Genomic DNA, 19,765 nt, shown 5'->3' on the forward strand with positions numbered 1-19,765 from the left:
GCGCATTATTTCCGCGCGGTTGGCTTCTGCTTAATTTTCTTGTTCTGTTTGTATCCAGAATGTCGTAAAGAAAAACAGGATGAAACTGATCAGCAAGATGGAACCGCCGATAATGTAAACCAGCAAAGTTACCATGTCAGGCAAAGAAAAGGGCTTTAAAAACTCAAGCCACATGCCGCTGGTTAACCCGATTGTTCCAATAAGTGCCGTGTACGTATGAAGCGCTGCCAGTTTCGGGACACGGATGTAGAAGAGGCGATAATAAACTCCCCAAGAAAATAAGCTGAGCCAACCCACCACTAAAATATGTGCGTGAATCGGACGCAGATGATAAGAACCGGCACCTGCCATGTGTGCACCCATGGCAGCACCGATCAAACCAAAAACGGCAGCTGCCCGAATCAGCCATAAACTCCAAGTTACTTGTCGTTTCATCATTCATCTCTCCTAACTGAAAACTTTTAATAGGCTTTCAGTTTAGAAGGGTTGCATGAACATAAGGTGAACAGCCCATTACAAAAGAGGAAGTTTCACCTGTACGGTGGTACCAATTTTAGGCGTGCTTTTAATTTCAATTGTCCCCTTATGCAATTCGACAATTTCCTTTACAATGGCCAATCCCAAACCCGATCCTTTCAGTGAACGCACCCGTGCCTGATCCGCCCGATAAAACCGATCAAATGAACGGGCAGTTTCCTCTGCTGTCATCCCGATGCCTTCATCTCGTACTTCTAATACCATTTCAGTCGCCGTAGAACTTAAATGAAGTGAAATCGCGCCTCCTGGCTCACTGTATTTGATTGCATTAGTCAATAGATTTTCCCAAACCGTTTGAAGAAGGACGGCATTTCCTTTTACGTTAACAGATTCTAATTGAGCAGAGATTCCCAGTCCTTTTTCATCAAAGGCGTAGCGTAAATGGGACAGGATGTTCCTTACTTGTTGATCAACAGCGATATCTTCAATTAAATCTATTTCGCCTTTATCAAATGAAGCTAATGTGAGTAATTGATTGGTTAGTAGCGACAAACGCGTCGTTTCTTCTTGGATGATGGCAGCGTATTGTTTTTTTTCTTCTGGGCTACTCTCGTTCTTTTGAAGAAGTGACAAATAGCTTTGAATCGTATGCAGGGGCGATTGGATATCATGGGACACGTTATGAACAAACTCTTTTCGTTTTAAAGTCGATTGTTTAATTCGATTGCGCATGGTGATAAATTGATCAGCGAGACGGCCAATTTCATCTTTTCTATCAATGGCGAGTGGAACGTCAAAGGTTTCCGAGCCCATTTTCTCTGTCGCTTCTGTTAATTCGGTGATCGGTTGGATTAATAGGCGTGCCACTAGCAGCATTCCCATAAAACTCAATAAAACGATGCCAATTGCCAATCCACCAAATAATAAATGAAGTTCCTGGAAAAGGAGTTGAATATCTGGACGCATGAAGAGTGCCTGGTTATCACCATTAAGTTCCAAAGGTACACCTACGGTATTTTTCAGCTCATTGGCAAAAAAACCAGTAACAAACGTTTCCCGAGGGAAATCCCGTATGCCGTTAAATACGTCTCCCTGAAGAACTTGCTGAATGTCCGTCTCATCAATTGTTTCATCACGGAACTCCCCGCCATAGCGATTCACCGTGCTGCCATCTGTAACATAGAGCTGGTAACCCACATCGCCCAACATCTGAAATGTTTCTTCGATTTGATCGGATGGTAAATCTTCAGTGAACTCGGCAATCGAAGTAGCGATAGCCAAATTTTTATTATTATTATCTGTTTTCAAGTATTGGTCATAATAAGTGTTCATCGCAAAAAAGGAGATGAGACTGCTGATGAGCATCGTCGCAAAAGTGAACCAAATGAATTTGACGTAAAGGCTCATGGATTCACCTCGAGTTTATAGCCTACGCCCCGTACCGTGTTAATCTGGACATCAGGTGCGAAACGTGCCAAACGCCCACGCAACCGTTTGATGTGGACATTTACAGTCTGTTCATCCCCTTGGAAATCAATGCCCCAAATTCGTTCAATTATCAGATCCCGACTCAAGACTTGTCTGGGTTTAGAGGCGAGCAGCGTGAGCAATTCGAACTCCTTCAGGGGGACGAGGAGTATTCCTTGATCCGATCGGACTTCATAGCTTTTAAAATCAATAGTCAACGAACCAATGGACAATACATCTTCTGCAGGATGATCGTATCTCCGCAAAATGGCCTTGACCCGGTATAGCAATTCCTTTGCTTCAAAAGGCTTAACCAAATAATCGTCAGAACCGGCTAAGAATCCGCGCTCTTTATCTTCGATATGATGACGAGCTGTAAGCAAGATAACGGGAAGATCATAGTCTTTTCGCAATATTTTTGTAAGTTCAAATCCATCAATACCTGGCATCATAACATCAACTACCGCTAAATCCATCGTCTTAGAATTTAAGCACGTTAAAGCTTGTTCCCCCGATTCGGCTTCAATTACTTCATAACCATTTTGGCGAAGTTCGGCTGAAACAAAATTTAACATATATAAATCGTCATCTACTGCGAGTATCCGTATCATGTATATCCTCCTTAGACGCATGCAATAAGTAGACTATAAAGCTTACCAAACGTAGAGGCAATCAATGCGTAGAAAAGAAGTTAGCCCAATAGCATTTCAAGCGAAGTATATTCTATAAACCTGCTAACACAAGCTAGTATTTACTTTACTCTAAATATCAAATATTCCTCTTTTTTATAGGAAATATTTGTTGATGCTAAAAATAACGTCCTTTTTGAAAAAAATGAAGCAAAGCGATGTTATTTGAATGTAGCCCACTTCAAGTGATAGACACTTTTCTTTTATCTACAAAAAACAAAACTCCTTTTTTTTTTTTCAACTTTACCTTTATAGTTAAAGTTAACTTTAACTATAAAGGAGAGTTTAGTATGCATACGATCAAAGAAGTGGAAACTATGTACGGACTTCCTGCTTCAACTTTACGGTTTTATGAGAAGGAAGGAATTCTTCCCGAAATTCAACGGGATGGTGGTGGGCGAAGACAGTATTCCGAAGAAGAGCTGGAGTGGCTGCAATTAGTAATTGCCTTAAAAGATACCGGGATGTCGATGGAAGAAATCAAACGATATGTTGAATTGTTAAAGCAAGGGGACGAAACCTTGGAGAAAAGAAGAAGCATTCTTTTGGCTCATAAAGAAACGGTTGAAAAAAAGATGGTTCAAACACTGACTCACCTGGAGAAGATAAATAGAAAAATGGCAATATACGATGTGATAGTTCGGGGGAAGGGCAGTAAAGATTTTCTTATCTGAAACTTTATAGTTGACTTAAAGTTAGCTTTAACTTGTATGCTACTAATATACAAATTAAAGGAGTGATGGATGTGAGTCAAATCGATAAAGTTTGGTTAATTACAGGTTGTTCAACAGGTTTCGGCAGAGAACTTGCAATACATGCAATCAATTCAGGTTTTAAAGTAGTTGTAACGGCGAGAAAACCAGAAACGTTGATTGAGTTAAAAGAATTGAATGAAGAGAATGTGTTAGTGCTGCCGCTTGATGTAACAGATAAGGAGCAAGTAAATAAAGCGGTTCAAAAAAGTATCGAAACTTTCGGCAAGATTGATGTACTGATAAACAATGCGGGAATTGGTTATTTTAGTTCTGTTGAGGAAAGTCTGGAAGAAGAGACACGCAACATGTTCGAAGTTAACTTCTGGGGCTTGATGAATATGACAAATGCGGTTCTTCCAGCAATGAGAAGTCAACAATCAGGCCATATCATTAACTTTTCATCAATTGGTGGTCTAGCCTCGTTCCCTTCAATGGGATATTATCACGCAACAAAATATGCCGTAGAAGGAATTTCTGAAAGTCTAGCACAAGAGCTGGCATCTTTTAATATCAAGGTATCGTTAATTGAACCTAGTGGATTCCGTACTGATTGGGCAGGCCGTTCTTCAGTAAAAACAAAAACTAAAATCTATGAAGAGACTGTCGGCAAGATTATTCAAGGGGCGGAAGCCGCAAGCGGCAATGAACCTGGAAACCCTGCAAAGGCTGCAGAAGCAATCATTGCAATTGTTGAGTCACCCAATCCACCTCTTCGACTTTTACTAGGGAAAATGGCTTATCAAGTAGCTACTCACAAATATACAAATCTGTTGAGTAACATTGAAGAATGGAAAAAAACCACTGTATCTGCAGATTACGAATAACGTTCAAAACCCCCGATCAAGTTATTGATCGGGGGTTAAAATTATTCAATACTAATGAGAAGTAAGCCATGGCACAACACTTATACATCATATCTCTTCACACGTGATTATTGACCTCTTCCTAATTTACATATGACCCCTTGTCGGAAGTATTGACTGTTTTACTAATAAAAAGATAAAGAGAATGGTTTTCGTTTAAAGAATGAAGCCACTCCTTTTTTCAAACAGACTCAAATCATAAGCTTTATTTGAAGGATTACGCATAAAGCTTATTCGCATATAAACCGTTGCTACTACTTTATAAGGAGCTCTATGTTTAAAACCTACTTGAATCTATCAACTAAAGGCGAGAAAATAATTAAGTGACTCAAATTTAAATTGTCTTATGCTCATTTTCCAGAAGCAAAATATAAATCTAAATTTAAAAGCACATAAATAAAAATTGAATTACAATATAGCTAGTAGAGATTATAGAACTGAATAAGGAAAGAGAAAGCAAGACGATTACAGAATTATTGTGTGATAGAAACATGATAGCAATAGTCAGCTTTTTCAGCTCTACGATCACTCAAAGGAAATCGGATCTAGGGGGAAAAAAAATGTGGAACTCATCAGAGAAAGGAATAAGATACAAGTATTTAAAATTGACAATTTCTTCACTATTTATTTTTTCATTGTTAATTTCAGGTATTTACTATTATATGAGTACTCAACAGCAGCAACAAATAACCAAATATACTGAGTTGGCTGAAAAACAGAGTACACTCAAAGAACTTTCACAGTCCTTGAATCAGCTATTTTTTCGAGCAAGGGGATTCTATTCTTTTCAAAATGAGAATGAACTTGAGCTTGCTTATGTTGAACTCGAAAATTTAAAAAATACAATTGATCGAATCAATGACTTGTCTTTAAATCCAGAGGAAGAAAGTTCAATTAGTAGTTTAAGTGACTTTATTGTCTCTTATGAAGAAGAAGTGTTTCCTAATTCAATTGCAGCCGTGCGTGCAGATGATTACAATAGGTTGCGTGAACTTTCAAGAAATGGCACCAATACGACAGTTAATGAATTTGTTACCTATGCAAATGAGTACGAAACAACTTCTGAAAATACCTTGCAACAATTGAATGAAGATATTTTGAAACAGTCAGAGAGATTTGCATTTACACTGGTAATTTTATTTATTCTTTTGTTTATTATTATTGCCCTCATTATATTACGGGCTTTAAACGACATTGTAAAACCGATAGAGAAAATGCGGAAATCAATAGAAGGATTTGTCAAAGGCGAACAAGTGTCATATAAGCCGCTTCAGCGGTCAGATGAATTAGGTGTTCTATCTATGACTTTTTACAGTATGATAAACACCATTAAAAAAACACAGGAAGAGCTTACTAGTCAAAACCATGCTTTAATGAAAAATAAAAATGATTTACAAGAAAAACAAACGAAACTTGAAGAATCTCTCGAAGAAACTGGAGAAACAAAAGATCGCCTGATGCGATTCAACGACTTAAACCATATCCTGTCTTTTACACTTGATAAACAAAAACTAGCAGATGCGACGCTCCAGTTCTTTCATAACACTTATAAGATTGATAAAGGTTTGATTTGGATTCCTAAATCTGGAGAGTTTGCTTTAGAAGGATTTACTGAAAGCATGTTTACGCAATTTCAGGAAGTTCAAATTCCTTATCTTATGGAGCGTTTAAGAACTCGTGAGTCATTTACAACCAAACGAGAATCAATTTATGAAAAAGGCATTACTGTAGATACAGTCTATATTTATGATTTATATGCCACAGTTAAAAATGAAAATACAGATTACGTGGTAATCATTAGTTTGTCCCGAGTTGGTAGGCCTTTCTCAAGAGAAGAAGAACAAGACATTACTGGTCTACTGAATCGAATTCACTTAGCAATTGACCGGATTCAACTATATGATGTAGCTGTACACGAACGAACACTGAATGAACGCATAATCAATAACATCAATGAAGGAATTCAATTTATCTCGAAGAATGGTGATATGGTCCAGCACAATGAAACTATGTGTTCGATGTTGAATTGCGGAAATGTACCACTTGACTCTGTTGTCAGTCCAGAACAGTGGATTCAATCTATGTCTGAACAGACAACGATGCCAGAGCTAATGGAGAAATTTTTGCGGAAATGTATTGATGAGAATGATATTTCATCCAATACATTCCAATATACCGTGAAAGAACCATATGAACGAGTAATTGACGTATACAGCACCTCAGTAGTAGTTGATAAAGAGAAAACTGGGACCATCTTTGTCCATCGTGATGTGACGAGAGAGCATGAAGTTGACAAGATGAAATCTGAACTTGTCAGCACAGTTAGCCATGAATTGAGAACCCCTCTATCGAGTGTTCTTGGATTTACCGAGTTGCTGCTAAACAAACAGCTGAAACCAGAAAAGCAAGAGCGTTATTTGAAAACAATTTATAAAGAAGCGAAGCGATTAACAAACTTAATTAATGACTTTTTAGATCTTCAGCGCATGGAGTCAGGAAACCAAATATATCGCATGGCAAAAATTTCAATGAGTGAATTAATCATTGAAACGACTGAGAAGTTTCGTACACAAAGTCTGCATACCATTATCTTTATTGACAACGCTTCAGATGTCATGATCGAAGGAGATAGAGAACGTCTCACACAGGTGCTAACAAACTTGATAGGAAATGCTATTAAGTTTTCGCCAATGGGCGGAAATGTAACTATTTCGCTACAAAACGATTTAAATAATTTACATGTTTCCGTAAGAGATGAAGGGATTGGTATACCAGCTGAGGATATTCCAAAATTATTTTCGAAATTCCAACGAATTGACAATAGTTCGCGGAGAAAAATCGGTGGAACTGGGTTGGGACTCGCCATATGTCAAGAAATAATCCTTAAACATGACGGGAAGATTTGGATAGAGTCTCAAGAAGGACATGGTTCGGTTCTTCATTTTGAACTGTCCCTCTTATCTGAAACACAAACTTACACAAACCAAGAAGAGGTTGGAGAGAATCCGCCTGTAATGATTGTGGAAGATGATATGAGTCTTGCACTTCTACTATCGGAAGAATTAAAGCAGAGTGGATTTAAGGTGATTTTTCACACTTGTCCCAAAGAAGCATTTAATGAGGCTAAACGTACACCACTAGTTGGAGCCGTTGTCGATATCATGCTCGGAGAAGACTTGAGTGGTTGGGATCTTGTCGATATGATGAAAGAAGACATTTTAACAAAAGATATTCCCATTGTGATTTCCTCTGCCTTAGATCCAGTGGCAAATTTGAATAAAATAACAAAAATTAACCATTACTTAACAAAACCTTACGCGCCAACTGACTTATCTAAAGTGATGAAAAACCTGTTAGATGATAAGAAACATGATGGAGTGATTTTTTACCCTTTAAAAGGGACTGAATAGAAAGAATTTGAATAAGAAGTCGATATTTCTGTTTTCTTCTGACATGTTCTCATTAGAGAAAAACTATTAATAGATAAGTAAAAACGAACAGCTCTTTAAAAAAGGGCTGTTCGTTATTTATTACGAGACTACTATTTTTTCTACAAGTGTTAGCAGCTCGATGGGGCTGAATGGCTTAGACACGAAATAATCTGCTCCTTTTAATATTGCTTGTTCGCGATCAGCATCCTGTGCTTTAGCTGTCAACATTAAGACACGTGTAGAATTTTGATCTTTTCTTATTTCTTCTAAAACTTCGAGACCAGTCAAATAAGGCATCATATAATCCAATATAATCAAGTCATAGTCATTGTTTCTTATTTTTTGTAATGCTTCTTTTCCATCTTCTGCTTCGTCAATTTCAAATTCATCCTCAAGTGTATCAACAATTAGGATACGCAAAATGTCCTCGTCATCCGCCACTAATATTTTTTTCATATAGATACCTCCAATTCATGTTGAAATTCCTTTGCGTTTCATATCTCCCCAATTTGATTTTTTCTGAAAGGCCGCAAAAATACCTTGAACTCTCCATAGGACCATGAGCGGTCGGTACCAAAAGGCCTCCGTTAAAGCCCAGAAATAAAGCTTCATTAGATGCGATACCTTGGGGTATTTATGGAGTGTCAGTTCTTCTAATAATACAGCCAATGCCGAGATGAGTGAACCATAAAATATCGTTACTAGAAACAGAACCCCAACGATATTCGGATCAACAATAGAGAAGAAAAAACCACCAAAGATAAGGAAATAACCAAAAAATTCGAATACGGCGCCCAATAGTTCAATAAATAGAAAATATGGCATTGAAAACATTCCAATGGCTCCGTACTTGGGGTTCAGCATCATTTTTCTGTGCGACCAGAGAGTTTCAAATAATCCACGCTGCCAGCGAATTCGCTGGGACCTTAAAACGCCAAGTGTTTCCGGTGCCTCTGTCCAACAAACAGGATCAGGAATATATTCGATACGTTGCTTGGACTTTTCTTCTTTTAAAAGTCGATGTAACCTTACAACTAATTCCATATCTTCTCCAACCGTATCCTTGTTGTAACCTCCCGTTTGGATTACACGCTCCTTGTTAAAAACACCAAAAGCACCTGACACAATTAATAAAATATTTAAATGACTCAGTGCCATCCGTCCAATTAAAAATGCTCGAAAGTACTCAACAACTTGCATAATCACGAGGGGATTGCGAGGCAGCCCTATTTCTTCTACTTTACTCCTAGAAATAGTTGAACCATTAGCTATTCGGACAGACCCTCCTGTTACGATGATTTGACCATCAGACTCGATTATTGGCTTCATAGTCTTCAAAAGGCCATCATTTTCCAAAATTGAATCTCCATCAATCGCACAAAAGTACGGATAAGAAGCTAAATTGACTCCTGCATTCAGTGCGTCAGCTTTTCCTCCATTTGCTTTTTTTATTAAACGAATATAAGGAAAGATGGTGGACTGATAAATGGCTTCGACTTCTGCCGTTTCTATATGGGTTCGGACGGCAAATGGAATACGAACCATGGTAAATGCCTCAATCATACGTTGAGCTGTTTCATCTTTTGAACCGTCATCAATAACAATTACTTCTTTTTCTGGGTATTCGAGTGCTAGTAGTGATCGGACCGTGCTGACAATACCAACTTCTTCGTTATAAGCCGGAACCAAAATAGAAACGGGATACGTATTTTGGTTTCTCAGGAAGTCTTCTGTTGATTCTCTTCGATCAAGTTTATCCTCTTTTTTTACTTTGCGAAACGCCAGTAAAAAAAGACCCAAATAGCTTAAGCTTGAAAAAAGCATATAAGCGATAATAATATAAGAAGAAATCTCAAAAAATAAATTCATCAGTCTTCACTTCCTAATAACGATGATCTCCATTGGTTTGCCATATCTCTGGCAAATTGATCTGGATGATTCGACGAAAGGTGAGTAATCAAAATATCCCCATCTGAAAATTGAGTTAGAGCTTCAGCAGATGAATAGCGGACCCACCAATGAGAATCACCGAGTAGTTCACTCAGTACTTCTTTATATCGAGATAATTGAAGTTTGCCGGCAATTCGAGAGGCAAACATTCTTTCTTGCCATGATATAGAGCGAAAAAATGGCATTAATAAACCGGGATCAGTTATAAACTGTAAATATAAAATAGATTTTAGTGCTTGAATCCGTATTTCACTGTCTTCACTTTTTAATTCACTCTCAACTTGTGGAAGAAATACAGATAATCCTGCTATACCGATATAAGAAATGGCAGCGCGTTTTAGAGTTTCATTTCCACCTTTGTTTTCTAAAGCGCTCTCTATTTCTTTAAGCATTGTCTGTTCTTTAAGACGTTTGAACACATCAATGTATAGACGGGGAGAGGCATCTGAATAAGTTGTCAGAATGGAAATTGTTACCACTTCATTTAAAGAGGCAAGAGTACGAATAAGCTGTTGAGTTTCTTGATCCAATCGCGACATTTTGTGAAGTCTTTCTTTTAATAAAGGTGTCAGAGACTCCATCTGGAAATCTTCTACAAAATACATAGTATTCATGCGAATGGCCCAGCTTTTCCATAAGAGTTGTTCGGTATATCTCTTCGTTAAAAAATCTTCCGATAGTTTTGTGATCAAAGTGGAGCTGTCAGTGCTTTTACTAAATGATACATAGTCATTTAGTAAACGTTCTAACACAACTTCTCGTTGTGATATGCTACGAATTTCATGGACAAAGTCTTCTTCAGATGAGTTCACCATATATGAACTAAATGAATCAGTTAATGCATCATACTGTTCATTGATCGTCCGTTCTTTAATAGCTAAATTTCTTTTGCGCCATGCCAAAATCAATAAAAGAGATAGTTGGCCAAGAAATAGACCTGCATTTAACATCCAAAAAAAAGAAATATTCAATTGAACATCCTCATAGTAAGCCTTTGAACGCGAGCTACAATTTCTTGTGCATAAAAAGGTTTAACAATATAATCATCAGCGCCACTCTTTAAAGCTAAAACCACATCTGATTCATTGTTGCGTGATGTCAGCATGGAAATGACAATACTTTCATGAGGGTAGTTGTTTCTGACATGATGTAAAACTTCCAAACCATCCATTTTGGGCATAATGCCATCGAGCAGGATCATATAGTTCTCACCAGGTTTATACCATTGGGATTCTACAAAACTTGCACCATCTGAATATTCCGTAATATAGATGTCAAAATCTTTTGGTTTCCAATTAGAGAACTGCTTTGCAACTAGCTTTCTTACTAGTGAATCGTCATCAATAATAATGATATTAAGGTGGCGTCTTATCTCATTATTAGCATGCTTGTATATAACGGATTGATTTCGACCACTTTTTTTTGCTTGATACAAAGCCTGATCAGCCTTGTTTACCAAATTATCTTCTTTTAAACGGTATTCACCGATTCCAGCCGAAAAAGTAACATGAAATGGATCGAAGGTGTCAATAGTAAAAGTAACTTCAGTCAAAGCTGCACGAATTCTTTCAATTAAAATTATAGAGAAATCAGCTCTTGTATCTGGAAGAACTAATGCAAATTCTTCGCCACCATATCTAAAGAAATGATCTGAACCGCGTTTCATCTCTAGCAGTAGTTTACTGAACGTTCGTAGAACTTCATCACCTGCAGAGTGTCCATACTTATCATTCACATTTTTAAAGTGGTCTAAATCAAGCAACACTAGCGTGAAAGGCTTTTTTGTTCTTTCTGCTAAAGATGTCATTTGATCTAAAACATTATTAAAGTATTTTCGATTGCCGGCTCCAGTTAGTTCATCATAAAGTATTCCTTGCGAAATTGCTTTTTGATTTCTTAACCGATTCGTTACATAGGGAATAAAGAAAGGTATGTTTAAAGGTTTAGCAAGAAAATCGGTTGCTCCAATTTCCATCGTACGAATTTGATTTTCAATTCGATCATCTGCACTAATGACGGCAATCGGAAGATAACTATTTTTAGCTACATCTGAAATTCGAGAAACTAAATCAAATCCTTCAACATCCGGTAAATGTAAATCTATAATAATCATTTGCGGTTGCAAGGTGTAGAAAAATTCCATTCCTTTTTTTCCGTTAAGCGCAATAACTACAGGGATGCCTTGCTCCTCCAGTGTTTCTTTTATCGAAGATGCAAGCCCCATATCCGCATCAATAACCAAGACAAATGCCTCTTTTAATGTAACACTCTGCTCTGACCTTTCTGATATATCTGTGCTGGGAGCCTCTGATATAAAAAACGTCTTCAATTCAGAAATGAAGATTTCCAGCGAATCTTTGGGCAGTAAAGTAGTACTATTTTCTGTAAAAAAATCTAGTTGAGTACCGCAAAACTTCGACAATTCCATCATTCCAATTGTTCCTGCGGTTCCTTTCATTGTATGTAAGAAACGATAAATTTCATATTCTGGAATTAACTCTTGCTCTTCCCATTTAGAGAAATCTTGATTCATTCGATTAGCAAGCATTACTTTATAGTTTGTTGTTGACAATATCATTCACCTTCTTTAATAAGTATTTAGATGATGCTATTATACTATAAGTTTTTTCGGATGCGCACTGATAAGCCAAAATCTGTAAAGATATATTATTTTGGTAATTTTTATACTGTTAAATCCAAAAGGATATTCTAGCTATTTATGATGCGCCTGAGAGAAAAACTAAATGAATTTTTAAAATATTTTTTAAGTAAATATTTATTTTTCTAGAGTAAAACATAGCCTCTCTTGAAATTTTCATCCATTTATATACGGACTTAAATGAAGATTTTAGGATAGAAGGTAGAGAATCTTTATTTTTAAATTTAAAACTGAAAAAGACGAAGCAATCTTAGCTGAGAAAATATTTCCTAGACTAGCTTTTTTTTCGCTTTTTAATTTGAATATTATGAATATATATAGAGGTGTTTTTTCTTTATTAACTTACAACTACTTTGATTTAGGAGTAAGTTTCTGAATCTGCCAAGACTGCACATACAATAATGGGAAATAGTATGGTCAATTTCCCAGTTTAGGGGTATAAAACTTTGTAAGATTACTATTCTAAGTGCTATGAAGTGATAATATAGAGGATTTATCCTGAAGGCCGGAAAAAACTCATGTTAGTAAACCTGTTGAGTGAAATAGAAATGACTTATGATATTCCTATACAAATTAGTTCGAAATGGGAACAAGAAAATAAAGAAGTAATTACCCTTTATCGAAAAGTTTCTACTGATAAATATCTTTAGCATTTATTTAGCCATTGGTAAAATTATGCTTTTACGAAGGGTTTTATATACATAACTTAATGTTGGAGTATTTTGGGACAATATAACTTTTATATTAATTTGATGAATAGCATTTTAAAGAACGACGAATATTTTAAAGACAGCTGGACCTTCTACTGTAGAAGGTCCAGCTGTCTTTAGGAAATTTATGTATTTACTAATGGGTGCGCAATAATTTCTTGTGTATTATCATGTATTAAACGAACTTTCCAAGCATAGAAGACAAGAACTGCAAATTAAATCGCATTTTCAAACACAATGCGACTTGTTTCTCTTACATTCTCTTCGCCTAGTCTCTTGGCTAAAATCTGGCAATCTAATGCTAAAGCTACACGAGAATACACTATCTGGCCAAAACTATTAAACCGCAAGTTTAAACAAGATGAATCTGATAAGGTATTCGTGACCGATATCACCTACCTGCTAAATCAATCAGGACAAATAACGTATCTCTCCGCCGTGAAAGATGGCGCTACCCGTGAAATCGTCGCCTATGAAGTCACAAAAACGCTTACGATGAAGACTGTTTACTTCACATTAAAGAAACTGATGGAATCGTTGGATGGAAATCTTCACCAGAAGCGATGATTCATTCCGATCAAGGCTTCTGCTATACTAATTCCGAATACTAGCAACGCGTGAAGGAAATGGAATTGACCTAGTCGATGTCCTACTGGAGCAATTGTATTGAATCGTTTTTTGTCACTTTAAAGATGATGTTGATTTCAAACAAGCAACTATCCTTACCGAATTAAAGAAGCTATTGGATAAGTACATGGGGGATTACAACGGAACATGCAATTAATGGAATCTAAAAAAGATGACTCCGGTATTGTGCGGTAGTCATCTGATCACAGTCTAGCTGCAGGGTGCTTTTATTAAACTGTCCATTAAACAGGGCTCAGTTCAATTTCAATATACCGAGCTGCTTTTGTTTTATTTAGGATAGTTGCTTATTTAATCGCCACATTATGCTGAACCTGGTCCTGATTGGTCCACACGATTGTTGTGCCTGGGGCAACAGTGATGGTTTCTTCCCCAAATTCATAATCGGCAATATCTACGGCAACTTCATCCGTTTGTTCTGCGCCTTCTTCCACAATGACAGTCATTTTCATGACCGGATGGGGCTCGCAAAAGATTGAAAACTCACCCGCTTCATTAAACACGAAACTGGTCATCTCATTATTGGACAATAAAGCAGAGGCAGCACCGCTTTCAGCTTCAGGTGCACTTTCTTCCACAGGCTCCTCTTCTGTTTCTTCTTCTGTTTCTTCTTCCGTTTCCTCTGAAGTTGTTTCTTCTTCAGTACTTGTTTCTTCCTCAGCAGTGCTTTCCTGTTCTGCAACTTCTTCTTCAGTATTCTCATTGGCTGTCGACTGCTCTTCTCCACAAGCTGCCAGCGACAGAATTCCAGCGGCAAGTACTAATCCAAACTTTTTGTTGACCATTGATTTTCTCCTCCTTTTTTTATCCTTTCTAATAGAACGTATGCAGCGTTAAATTAGATTACTTTCTATAAATCATTCTTTTAAAAGAAACGGAAACGGTTCTTATCTACCTACTCACGATAAATAAAAGAAATACAGTAGGGGAATGCTGGATTATTTTTCTTGAAAATTGGAAAAAATATTTTAATTCTAAATAAAGTGATCTAAGTGAATTGTTTCTACGTTATGACTGTATAACAAAAAGAAAAAGGGAGCGATTACTTATGAAATTAAACAAATGTCTTTTAGCACTTCCACTATCATTAGCCTTATTGGTACCAACGGCGGCATTGGCAGACAGCCATGGCCATTCAACTCCAGCAAGCGAAACGGCGATGGAGTCAAGCACGGCGACACCGGCAGCGGAATTACGCATTGCCCTTGATACGGTATTAACGGAACACGCATTTTTAGCGGTTGAAACCATGCGCAAAGGCGCAGATGGAGCGGAAGATTTTGATCAAGCTTCTGCAGCGCTGCTGGCAAACTCTGATGACCTGGCCGCAGCCGTGACTTCAGTCTACGGTGAAGAAGGCGGAGCAGCATTCCTTGAAGTTTGGAATTCTCATATCGGCTATTTCGTGGATTATGTCGTGGCCACTGGTGAAGACAACCAAGAAGCGAAAGACCAGGCGTTAGCTGCTTTAGAAGAATACAAAGTTGAACAATCGGCATTCTTCGATACAGCAACAGAAGGACTTCTGCCAGCAGCAGCGGTTCAAGAAGGACTGGATGTGCACGTGGATCAGCTGATTTCAGCTTTTGATGCGTATGTAGCAGGCGACTTTGAAAAAGCTTACACAGACGAACGCGAATCGATTCACCACATGAGCATGTTCGCAGAAAGCTTGTCTATTGCGATCACTACGCAATTCCCAGAGAAGTTCGAAAACACGAACCCGGATACACCAGCAGTAGATTTGCGCGCATCATTGAATGCGATCTTTACTGAACACGCTGGACTTGCCGCAATGGCGATGCAAGACGGTGCTGACGGCGCAGAAAGCTTTGACCAGGCATCGGCTGCACTTTTAGCCAATGCGGATGATTTGTCTGCAGCAGTTGGATCTGTCTACGGCGAAGAAGCTGGAGCACAATTCTCTGAAATCTGGAACTCTCACATCGGCTACTTCGTTGATTATGTCGTGGCAACTGGTGAAGAAAATACAGAAGCACAGGACCAAGCAAAAGCTGATTTGGATAGCTACATCGTGGAACAAGCAGCATTGCTTGACGCAGCAACAGAAGGACGCGTTCCTGCGGATGCATTAGAAGAAGGATTGACAGCACACGTAGACCAATTGCTAGTAGCATTTGATTCGTACGTAGCTGGTGATTATGAAACAGCATACAGCTCGATCCGTGAAGCTTATGCACATATGACAATGCCTGCAGCTGGATTATCAGCGGCAATCGTTGACCAATTCCCAGAAGAATTCGGTGCAACAGAAATGCCATCTGAAATGCCTGCAACAGGTATGGGCGGCACAGCAGATACAGGATCGTTCCCATTCATGTGGGTACTGGCTGGCTTAATGCTTGCAGCTCTTACGACTGTAGTAGCTGTTCGCACACGCAAACAGTAAGATTTGTGGACGCTAATGAAAAGCTAGCCTTAATCGGCTAGCTTTTTGTTATTAATAGAAAAAGTAGGGTCAATTGGTATTTCCATTTCTTTTGGCTACGAAACTAAGTACGATGAAAAATGTGAAATTGAAGAGATTTTCAAAAAAGCAGATAGAAACATGTATAACAACAAAATTTTGAAAATCGTAAAAAAAGAACAACGATAATTATTCAATGATACCCACAAGTTTAATAAACAAAAAAGTTTATATTGATCAATAGATGACTATTAGAGGTAGAAAAGGAGTAGGGAAAATTTCTTCTTTCTTCTTTCTTTTTCTCCTTTCCTCCCCACTCTCTTTTATGGTTTAAGTATTTCGCTTTTAAAATATCAGCTATTGTTAACAATAACCGTGCAAGAGTTCCTTTTACCTTCTGATTACAAAATCAATTTTATAGTTTAGTCTTTCAATACATAAGACCACTCCCGCATAACTATTTTTTAAAATCAAGTGGAGTAAGAAGCTAAATAGATACCCCCTAATTGAAGATATTTTGAGAATGTATACAATCGAAAGGTTACTTTTAAAAAAGTATACATTGCTCAACCTTTACTTTCTTTCTTTATAGGTATAGGATTGCAGTAAGTTTGAACTACAAAAAATTACTAAATGAAAAAATTTATGAGCTGGACTTTGAATTCAAGCAAAAGTTCAACTATAAAAAGGTAATCTCAATGTTTCTTCAAAGTGATAACTTTCACTAATATACTGAAGTGCATGCTTGATGCGTTTGCGAACTCGTCCTTCGTCTTTGTACATATACTAGTTTGCGCTATAGAAGAACAGTAACTGTCGTCGTCAATGAGTATAAACGATGAACATGGTGTATCTAAAATTGATTATCAAGAGGCATATCTACATAAATTATTCACGTTTTTAATTTACTGAATTTTTAAAATTATTTAAGTGAGAAAAGTTACAGCTATAAAATTCTAATCGAAATAGAATAGAAAAAATAAGGGGAAGTTGTCCATTATTGATCTTTACGGCAGTTGAAGATTCATTGGCATACACAGCAAAGAAAATCAGTAGATTTATTAATACTGAAGTGAAGGAAACATCGGGAATATGGAGTTTTACCATAAAGAGAAAAGTTAATTTGAAGAACAGTACATCGGGATATTGCTGTTCATTAGATATGGTTGCCTCCTTTTATGAACTTCAAGAGAAGGAACCTTCAGTAAATATGGCAAAAGTTTTTCTACTGGGTGAGGAAGTTTCCATTTTTACTGAAGCATTCCGGCAAAACACACTCTTATTTACCCCTACCTACTTGCAGGAAATGACCATTGGACATGGAATCTGACGCATAGATATTGAATCTTTTGAACCTGTGTACCACTTTGTTAAGCGCTTGTTACGAGCGCTTAGTATTCTGAAAAAACAAGTTCAAGTAATCTCAAGAACTTCTGGATTGGCTTAATGAACTATATAAAAATACTTTTAAAATATTGGAGATATCCTTATCGTGGGAAATTCTAAAAGAACGTCACTTTGAACTGGAGGTAACTATAGTTGTGGGAAAGGATGATTTTAACTTTCTAAAAGTTTATTCAAAATGATGGAATTCCATTAGATTCTTCGAAGAAAAGCAAACAAAAGGAGAAAACAGATAATGGCATACAAGCGGTTAATTCCTGAGAAGTCCGTCTCTTATTTTTTTCTGAAGTCAAAGGATGAGTACATCGAAGATGGATTAATTTCTGTTACGTTATTTGCTAGATTGACACGTCAAATCACTTCGTTCACTGGAAGGAAGATTCAGATTCAAGTTGAAACATTCTGGGTTCAAATCAACGATATTCGAATGGCCTACTTAACAGAAAAAGTGAAGGAATTGCCAAATTGTATAGAAAAATACGAGATATCAGAACCGGTTTTTCAGCATTTACTTAAGCTATCTGAAAGTTGTCCAAATGAACTGCAAATTCTCATCCCAGTTTACCTGAAAGCTAATCGAGAAATGTTTCTTACTTGCCAAGAATTGGATGATGCCTGGAAAGCGTCTGAAAAAGAACGACGATAAGAAGCTACAAATCGAAACGATGATATTTAAAAGCTTATTTCATCCATACTCGATACAAGGAGGAATACATTATGAGTAAAAATCAGCCTGTAAAAGCTACAGACCGTTCTAAATGTGAGGGTTGTAAGTACCGGGAATATCTTTCCGGATACAAATTATATAAGGAATTCAAGAAAAAGTGTGAAGTTAATGCAGATGAGGAAAACCCTGATGTCTTCCAGTAAATATTTGGCCAGTTTCAAAGATGATGACGTCTACACGATGCTTTACCTATACCATAACAAGGGCAAATCGTTGGAAACATTAGAACGCCAATTTTCTATTGGAGAAGACGCGCTTTTAGGTTTTTTGGAAGGACGTTATCGAACTGATTGCTACAAGAGTTTCAAAATCGTCAATAAAATGCTTCGAGATAGAAAGTAGTGTTTAAATTACCAATATAGATAATTAAAATAAGTGCTGATAAAGTTAGTTAGTGAACTAAACCTCAAGAAAGTCCAAGATTAACTATTTACATTCTAGAGAAAATGCTATGGTTATTTCAAGTTATCCAGTTGCTCTTAAGGTTTTCCTTAAAGATAAGGAGGAATTAAAATGGGTTTTTTTAAAAAGTCTCGTTGCGTTATGATCCAGTCTTTGCTTCATGCAATTTAGCCTGTATGAAACAATTGGAGAGTCTATTGCAACTTAAGGAACGTCATTGTTATATCGATGTTAAATGCTATCCCGTTTATATCATGAAATGCCCTCAATCTTCTTCGGGTTCAATTAAGCAATGGATAATTGATGAAGAGTTTACTTGCGATTCATCTAAAGAAGACTATTCCTATCATTGAAAAAGGGTTACTCAGAAAAACGAGAAGGAATGGGAAATCGGGTATCTCCTTTCTATACGAATTGAAGAAGATTAGCGTAAGCATCCAGCTAACATATGAGGAATTATTAGAAGTCCCGACATCAAATAAAAGAGTCCGGCAAAGGGAGCACTTTGGAAGTGCCGGTATGCCAGGCTCTTTTAGGTTGGAAAAAACCTGTTCTTCATTTCAGTTAGCTTAATCGCTCTTCAGCCATCTTATAAATCTTTTCTGTATCGCGTTTCCGAATGGCTGCAATTTAAATTACTTGGATGGTTCCCTCGGCTTCTCTGAAAATAATCCGCAGACCCATCTTCTTATTTTTAGATTATTGCATAGCGCCAAACTACCAAGAAGGGATTGACCGGCTTCTATTTCTCTCAATTTGATTCGGTACAGCGTTTTAATAAAGAAAATCTTTTGACTGCATCAAGTTGTTCATAATCTTCCTTTGAATACTGTGTCCATTCAGGTTTATACAATGGTTATTCCCATCCGTCTTCTTCATCAACAACAGGGAAATTAGTTTTTATCGCACCACGAACTTCCACATCTAAAAAAGTAGATCCATTTTTTGTAAGCAGCCATTTTTCAGCCATTAAATCAGCTAGCTGATCGTAAAGTTCTTCTATTTCTTTGTTCAAGGACTCATATTGTTTTTGGGTAACCATCACACCGACAATCTTTTCACGATTGAAGACATACACGCCAGAATTTTCTTGATTGGCCTTCTGAAAAGCTTCCATTAATGACCGTTTGACATTCTAAATTGAAGTTGTGGGGACAT

18 protein-coding genes are annotated in these 19,765 nt (G+C 37.2%); 9 read left to right on the top strand and 9 right to left on the bottom strand.

The features are described 5' to 3' along the window. Window positions 1–30 precede the first annotated feature (30 nt). From AC4EG4_RS16605 to AC4EG4_RS16615, 3 genes are all read right to left on the bottom strand, one after another. Entirely contained in the window at window positions 31–435 is a 405-nt protein-coding gene (locus tag AC4EG4_RS16605) for a hypothetical protein (protein WP_490988434.1), read from the bottom strand. Window positions 436–513: 78 nt separating this feature from the next. Continuing rightward, the gene (locus AC4EG4_RS16610) at window positions 514–1,884 is read right to left on the bottom strand and encodes a sensor histidine kinase (protein WP_490988435.1); all 1,371 of its coding nucleotides are present in this window, start codon (window positions 1,882–1,884) and stop codon (window positions 514–516) included. Then, entirely contained in the window at window positions 1,881–2,555 is a 675-nt protein-coding gene (locus tag AC4EG4_RS16615; RefSeq protein ID WP_490988436.1) for a response regulator transcription factor, read from the bottom strand. Before AC4EG4_RS16615 ends, AC4EG4_RS16610 begins: the two co-directional genes overlap by 4 nt. Window positions 2,556–2,923: 368 nt before the next feature. Between AC4EG4_RS16615 and AC4EG4_RS16620 the strand changes: the two genes are divergently transcribed. From AC4EG4_RS16620 to AC4EG4_RS16630, 3 genes are all read left to right on the top strand, one after another. After that, window positions 2,924–3,307: a MerR family transcriptional regulator gene (locus AC4EG4_RS16620; protein ID WP_490988437.1), complete on the top strand. Its 384-nt coding sequence runs from the start codon at window positions 2,924–2,926 to the stop codon at window positions 3,305–3,307. Between the two features lie 71 nt (window positions 3,308–3,378). Beyond that, the gene (locus tag AC4EG4_RS16625; RefSeq protein ID WP_490988438.1) at window positions 3,379–4,212 is read left to right on the top strand and encodes an oxidoreductase; all 834 of its coding nucleotides are present in this window, start codon (window positions 3,379–3,381) and stop codon (window positions 4,210–4,212) included. Between the two features lie 599 nt (window positions 4,213–4,811). Continuing rightward, window positions 4,812–7,661 (top strand): ATP-binding protein, encoded by a 2,850-nt coding sequence (locus AC4EG4_RS16630; RefSeq protein ID WP_490988439.1) that lies wholly within the window; start codon window positions 4,812–4,814, stop codon window positions 7,659–7,661. Window positions 7,662–7,781: 120 nt separating this feature from the next. On the opposite strand, the gene AC4EG4_RS16635 is transcribed toward AC4EG4_RS16630, so the two are convergent. The 4 genes from AC4EG4_RS16635 to AC4EG4_RS16650 are packed head-to-tail and all read right to left on the bottom strand — an operon-like array spanning window position 7,782 to window position 12,204. Next, window positions 7,782–8,138, bottom strand: a complete 357-nt coding sequence (locus AC4EG4_RS16635; protein ID WP_490980196.1) for a response regulator transcription factor — start codon at window positions 8,136–8,138, stop codon at window positions 7,782–7,784. Between the two features lie 15 nt (window positions 8,139–8,153). After that, entirely contained in the window at window positions 8,154–9,551 is a 1,398-nt protein-coding gene (locus tag AC4EG4_RS16640; protein ID WP_490988440.1) for a glycosyltransferase family 2 protein, read from the bottom strand. Continuing rightward, the gene (locus AC4EG4_RS16645) at window positions 9,551–10,603 is read right to left on the bottom strand and encodes a HEAT repeat domain-containing protein (RefSeq protein WP_490980194.1); all 1,053 of its coding nucleotides are present in this window, start codon (window positions 10,601–10,603) and stop codon (window positions 9,551–9,553) included. Before AC4EG4_RS16645 ends, AC4EG4_RS16640 begins: the two co-directional genes overlap by 1 nt. Then, window positions 10,600–12,204 carry a diguanylate cyclase gene (locus tag AC4EG4_RS16650; RefSeq protein WP_490988441.1) on the bottom strand — a complete coding sequence of 535 codons (1,605 nt, stop codon included), beginning with the start codon at window positions 12,202–12,204 and terminating at the stop codon, window positions 10,600–10,602. The genes AC4EG4_RS16645 and AC4EG4_RS16650 overlap by 4 nt, the downstream gene beginning before the upstream one ends. A gap of 1,178 nt (window positions 12,205–13,382) precedes the next feature. Between AC4EG4_RS16650 and AC4EG4_RS16655 the strand changes: the two genes are divergently transcribed. After that, window positions 13,383–13,568 carry a hypothetical protein gene (locus tag AC4EG4_RS16655; RefSeq protein WP_490988442.1) on the top strand — a complete coding sequence of 62 codons (186 nt, stop codon included), beginning with the start codon at window positions 13,383–13,385 and terminating at the stop codon, window positions 13,566–13,568. A gap of 365 nt (window positions 13,569–13,933) precedes the next feature. Here the strand turns inward: AC4EG4_RS16655 and AC4EG4_RS16660 are convergent, their stop codons facing one another. Beyond that, window positions 13,934–14,431 (bottom strand): plastocyanin/azurin family copper-binding protein, encoded by a 498-nt coding sequence (locus AC4EG4_RS16660; protein WP_490988443.1) that lies wholly within the window; start codon window positions 14,429–14,431, stop codon window positions 13,934–13,936. 263 nt (window positions 14,432–14,694) lie between these two features. On the opposite strand from AC4EG4_RS16660, the gene AC4EG4_RS16665 reads away from it, so the two are divergent. The 5 genes from AC4EG4_RS16665 (at window position 14,695) to AC4EG4_RS16685 (ending at window position 18,547) form a co-directional block, all read left to right on the top strand. Beyond that, the gene (locus tag AC4EG4_RS16665; RefSeq protein WP_490977009.1) at window positions 14,695–16,056 is read left to right on the top strand and encodes a copper amine oxidase; all 1,362 of its coding nucleotides are present in this window, start codon (window positions 14,695–14,697) and stop codon (window positions 16,054–16,056) included. A 1,018-nt stretch (window positions 16,057–17,074) separates the two neighbouring features. Beyond that, window positions 17,075–17,404, top strand: a complete 330-nt coding sequence (locus AC4EG4_RS16670) for a hypothetical protein (protein ID WP_490988444.1) — start codon at window positions 17,075–17,077, stop codon at window positions 17,402–17,404. 309 nt (window positions 17,405–17,713) lie between these two features. After that, window positions 17,714–18,124: a hypothetical protein gene (locus AC4EG4_RS16675; RefSeq protein WP_490980189.1), complete on the top strand. Its 411-nt coding sequence runs from the start codon at window positions 17,714–17,716 to the stop codon at window positions 18,122–18,124. Window positions 18,125–18,195: 71 nt separating this feature from the next. Then, complete coding sequence (locus tag AC4EG4_RS16680) at window positions 18,196–18,348, top strand: hypothetical protein (protein WP_490980188.1); 153 nt, start codon at window positions 18,196–18,198, stop codon at window positions 18,346–18,348. Then, the gene (locus AC4EG4_RS16685) at window positions 18,335–18,547 is read left to right on the top strand and encodes a hypothetical protein (RefSeq protein ID WP_490980187.1); all 213 of its coding nucleotides are present in this window, start codon (window positions 18,335–18,337) and stop codon (window positions 18,545–18,547) included. Before AC4EG4_RS16680 ends, AC4EG4_RS16685 begins: the two co-directional genes overlap by 14 nt. Window positions 18,548–19,463: 916 nt before the next feature. On the opposite strand, the gene AC4EG4_RS16690 is transcribed toward AC4EG4_RS16685, so the two are convergent. Next, a complete protein-coding gene (locus AC4EG4_RS16690) occupies window positions 19,464–19,724 on the bottom strand; it encodes a hypothetical protein (protein ID WP_490988445.1) in 261 nt (86 codons plus the stop codon). Window positions 19,725–19,765: the final 41 nt, after the last annotated feature.

Source organism: Planococcus sp. TJ-201, from assembly GCF_058268495.1.

Bases quoted from the DNA above. Each gene is read 5' to 3' on its own strand.
- AC4EG4_RS16605 (WP_490988434.1), bottom strand. From the start codon at position 435: ATGAAACGACAAGTAACTTGGAGTTTATGGCTGATTCGGGCAGCTGCC.
- AC4EG4_RS16630 (WP_490988439.1), top strand. From the start codon at position 4,812: ATGTGGAACTCATCAGAGAAAGGAATAAGATACAAGTATTTAAAATTG.
- AC4EG4_RS16675 (WP_490980189.1), top strand. From the start codon at position 17,714: ATGGCATACAAGCGGTTAATTCCTGAGAAGTCCGTCTCTTATTTTTTT.
- AC4EG4_RS16665 (WP_490977009.1), top strand. From the start codon at position 14,695: ATGAAATTAAACAAATGTCTTTTAGCACTTCCACTATCATTAGCCTTA.
- AC4EG4_RS16615 (WP_490988436.1), bottom strand. From the start codon at position 2,555: ATGATACGGATACTCGCAGTAGATGACGATTTATATATGTTAAATTTT.
- AC4EG4_RS16660 (WP_490988443.1), bottom strand. From the start codon at position 14,431: ATGGTCAACAAAAAGTTTGGATTAGTACTTGCCGCTGGAATTCTGTCG.
- AC4EG4_RS16690 (WP_490988445.1), bottom strand. From the start codon at position 19,724: ATGGAAGCTTTTCAGAAGGCCAATCAAGAAAATTCTGGCGTGTATGTC.
- AC4EG4_RS16620 (WP_490988437.1), top strand. From the start codon at position 2,924: ATGCATACGATCAAAGAAGTGGAAACTATGTACGGACTTCCTGCTTCA.
- AC4EG4_RS16640 (WP_490988440.1), bottom strand. From the start codon at position 9,551: ATGAATTTATTTTTTGAGATTTCTTCTTATATTATTATCGCTTATATG.
- AC4EG4_RS16610 (WP_490988435.1), bottom strand. From the start codon at position 1,884: ATGAGCCTTTACGTCAAATTCATTTGGTTCACTTTTGCGACGATGCTC.
- AC4EG4_RS16635 (WP_490980196.1), bottom strand. From the start codon at position 8,138: ATGAAAAAAATATTAGTGGCGGATGACGAGGACATTTTGCGTATCCTA.
- AC4EG4_RS16680 (WP_490980188.1), top strand. From the start codon at position 18,196: ATGAGTAAAAATCAGCCTGTAAAAGCTACAGACCGTTCTAAATGTGAG.
- AC4EG4_RS16685 (WP_490980187.1), top strand. From the start codon at position 18,335: ATGTCTTCCAGTAAATATTTGGCCAGTTTCAAAGATGATGACGTCTAC.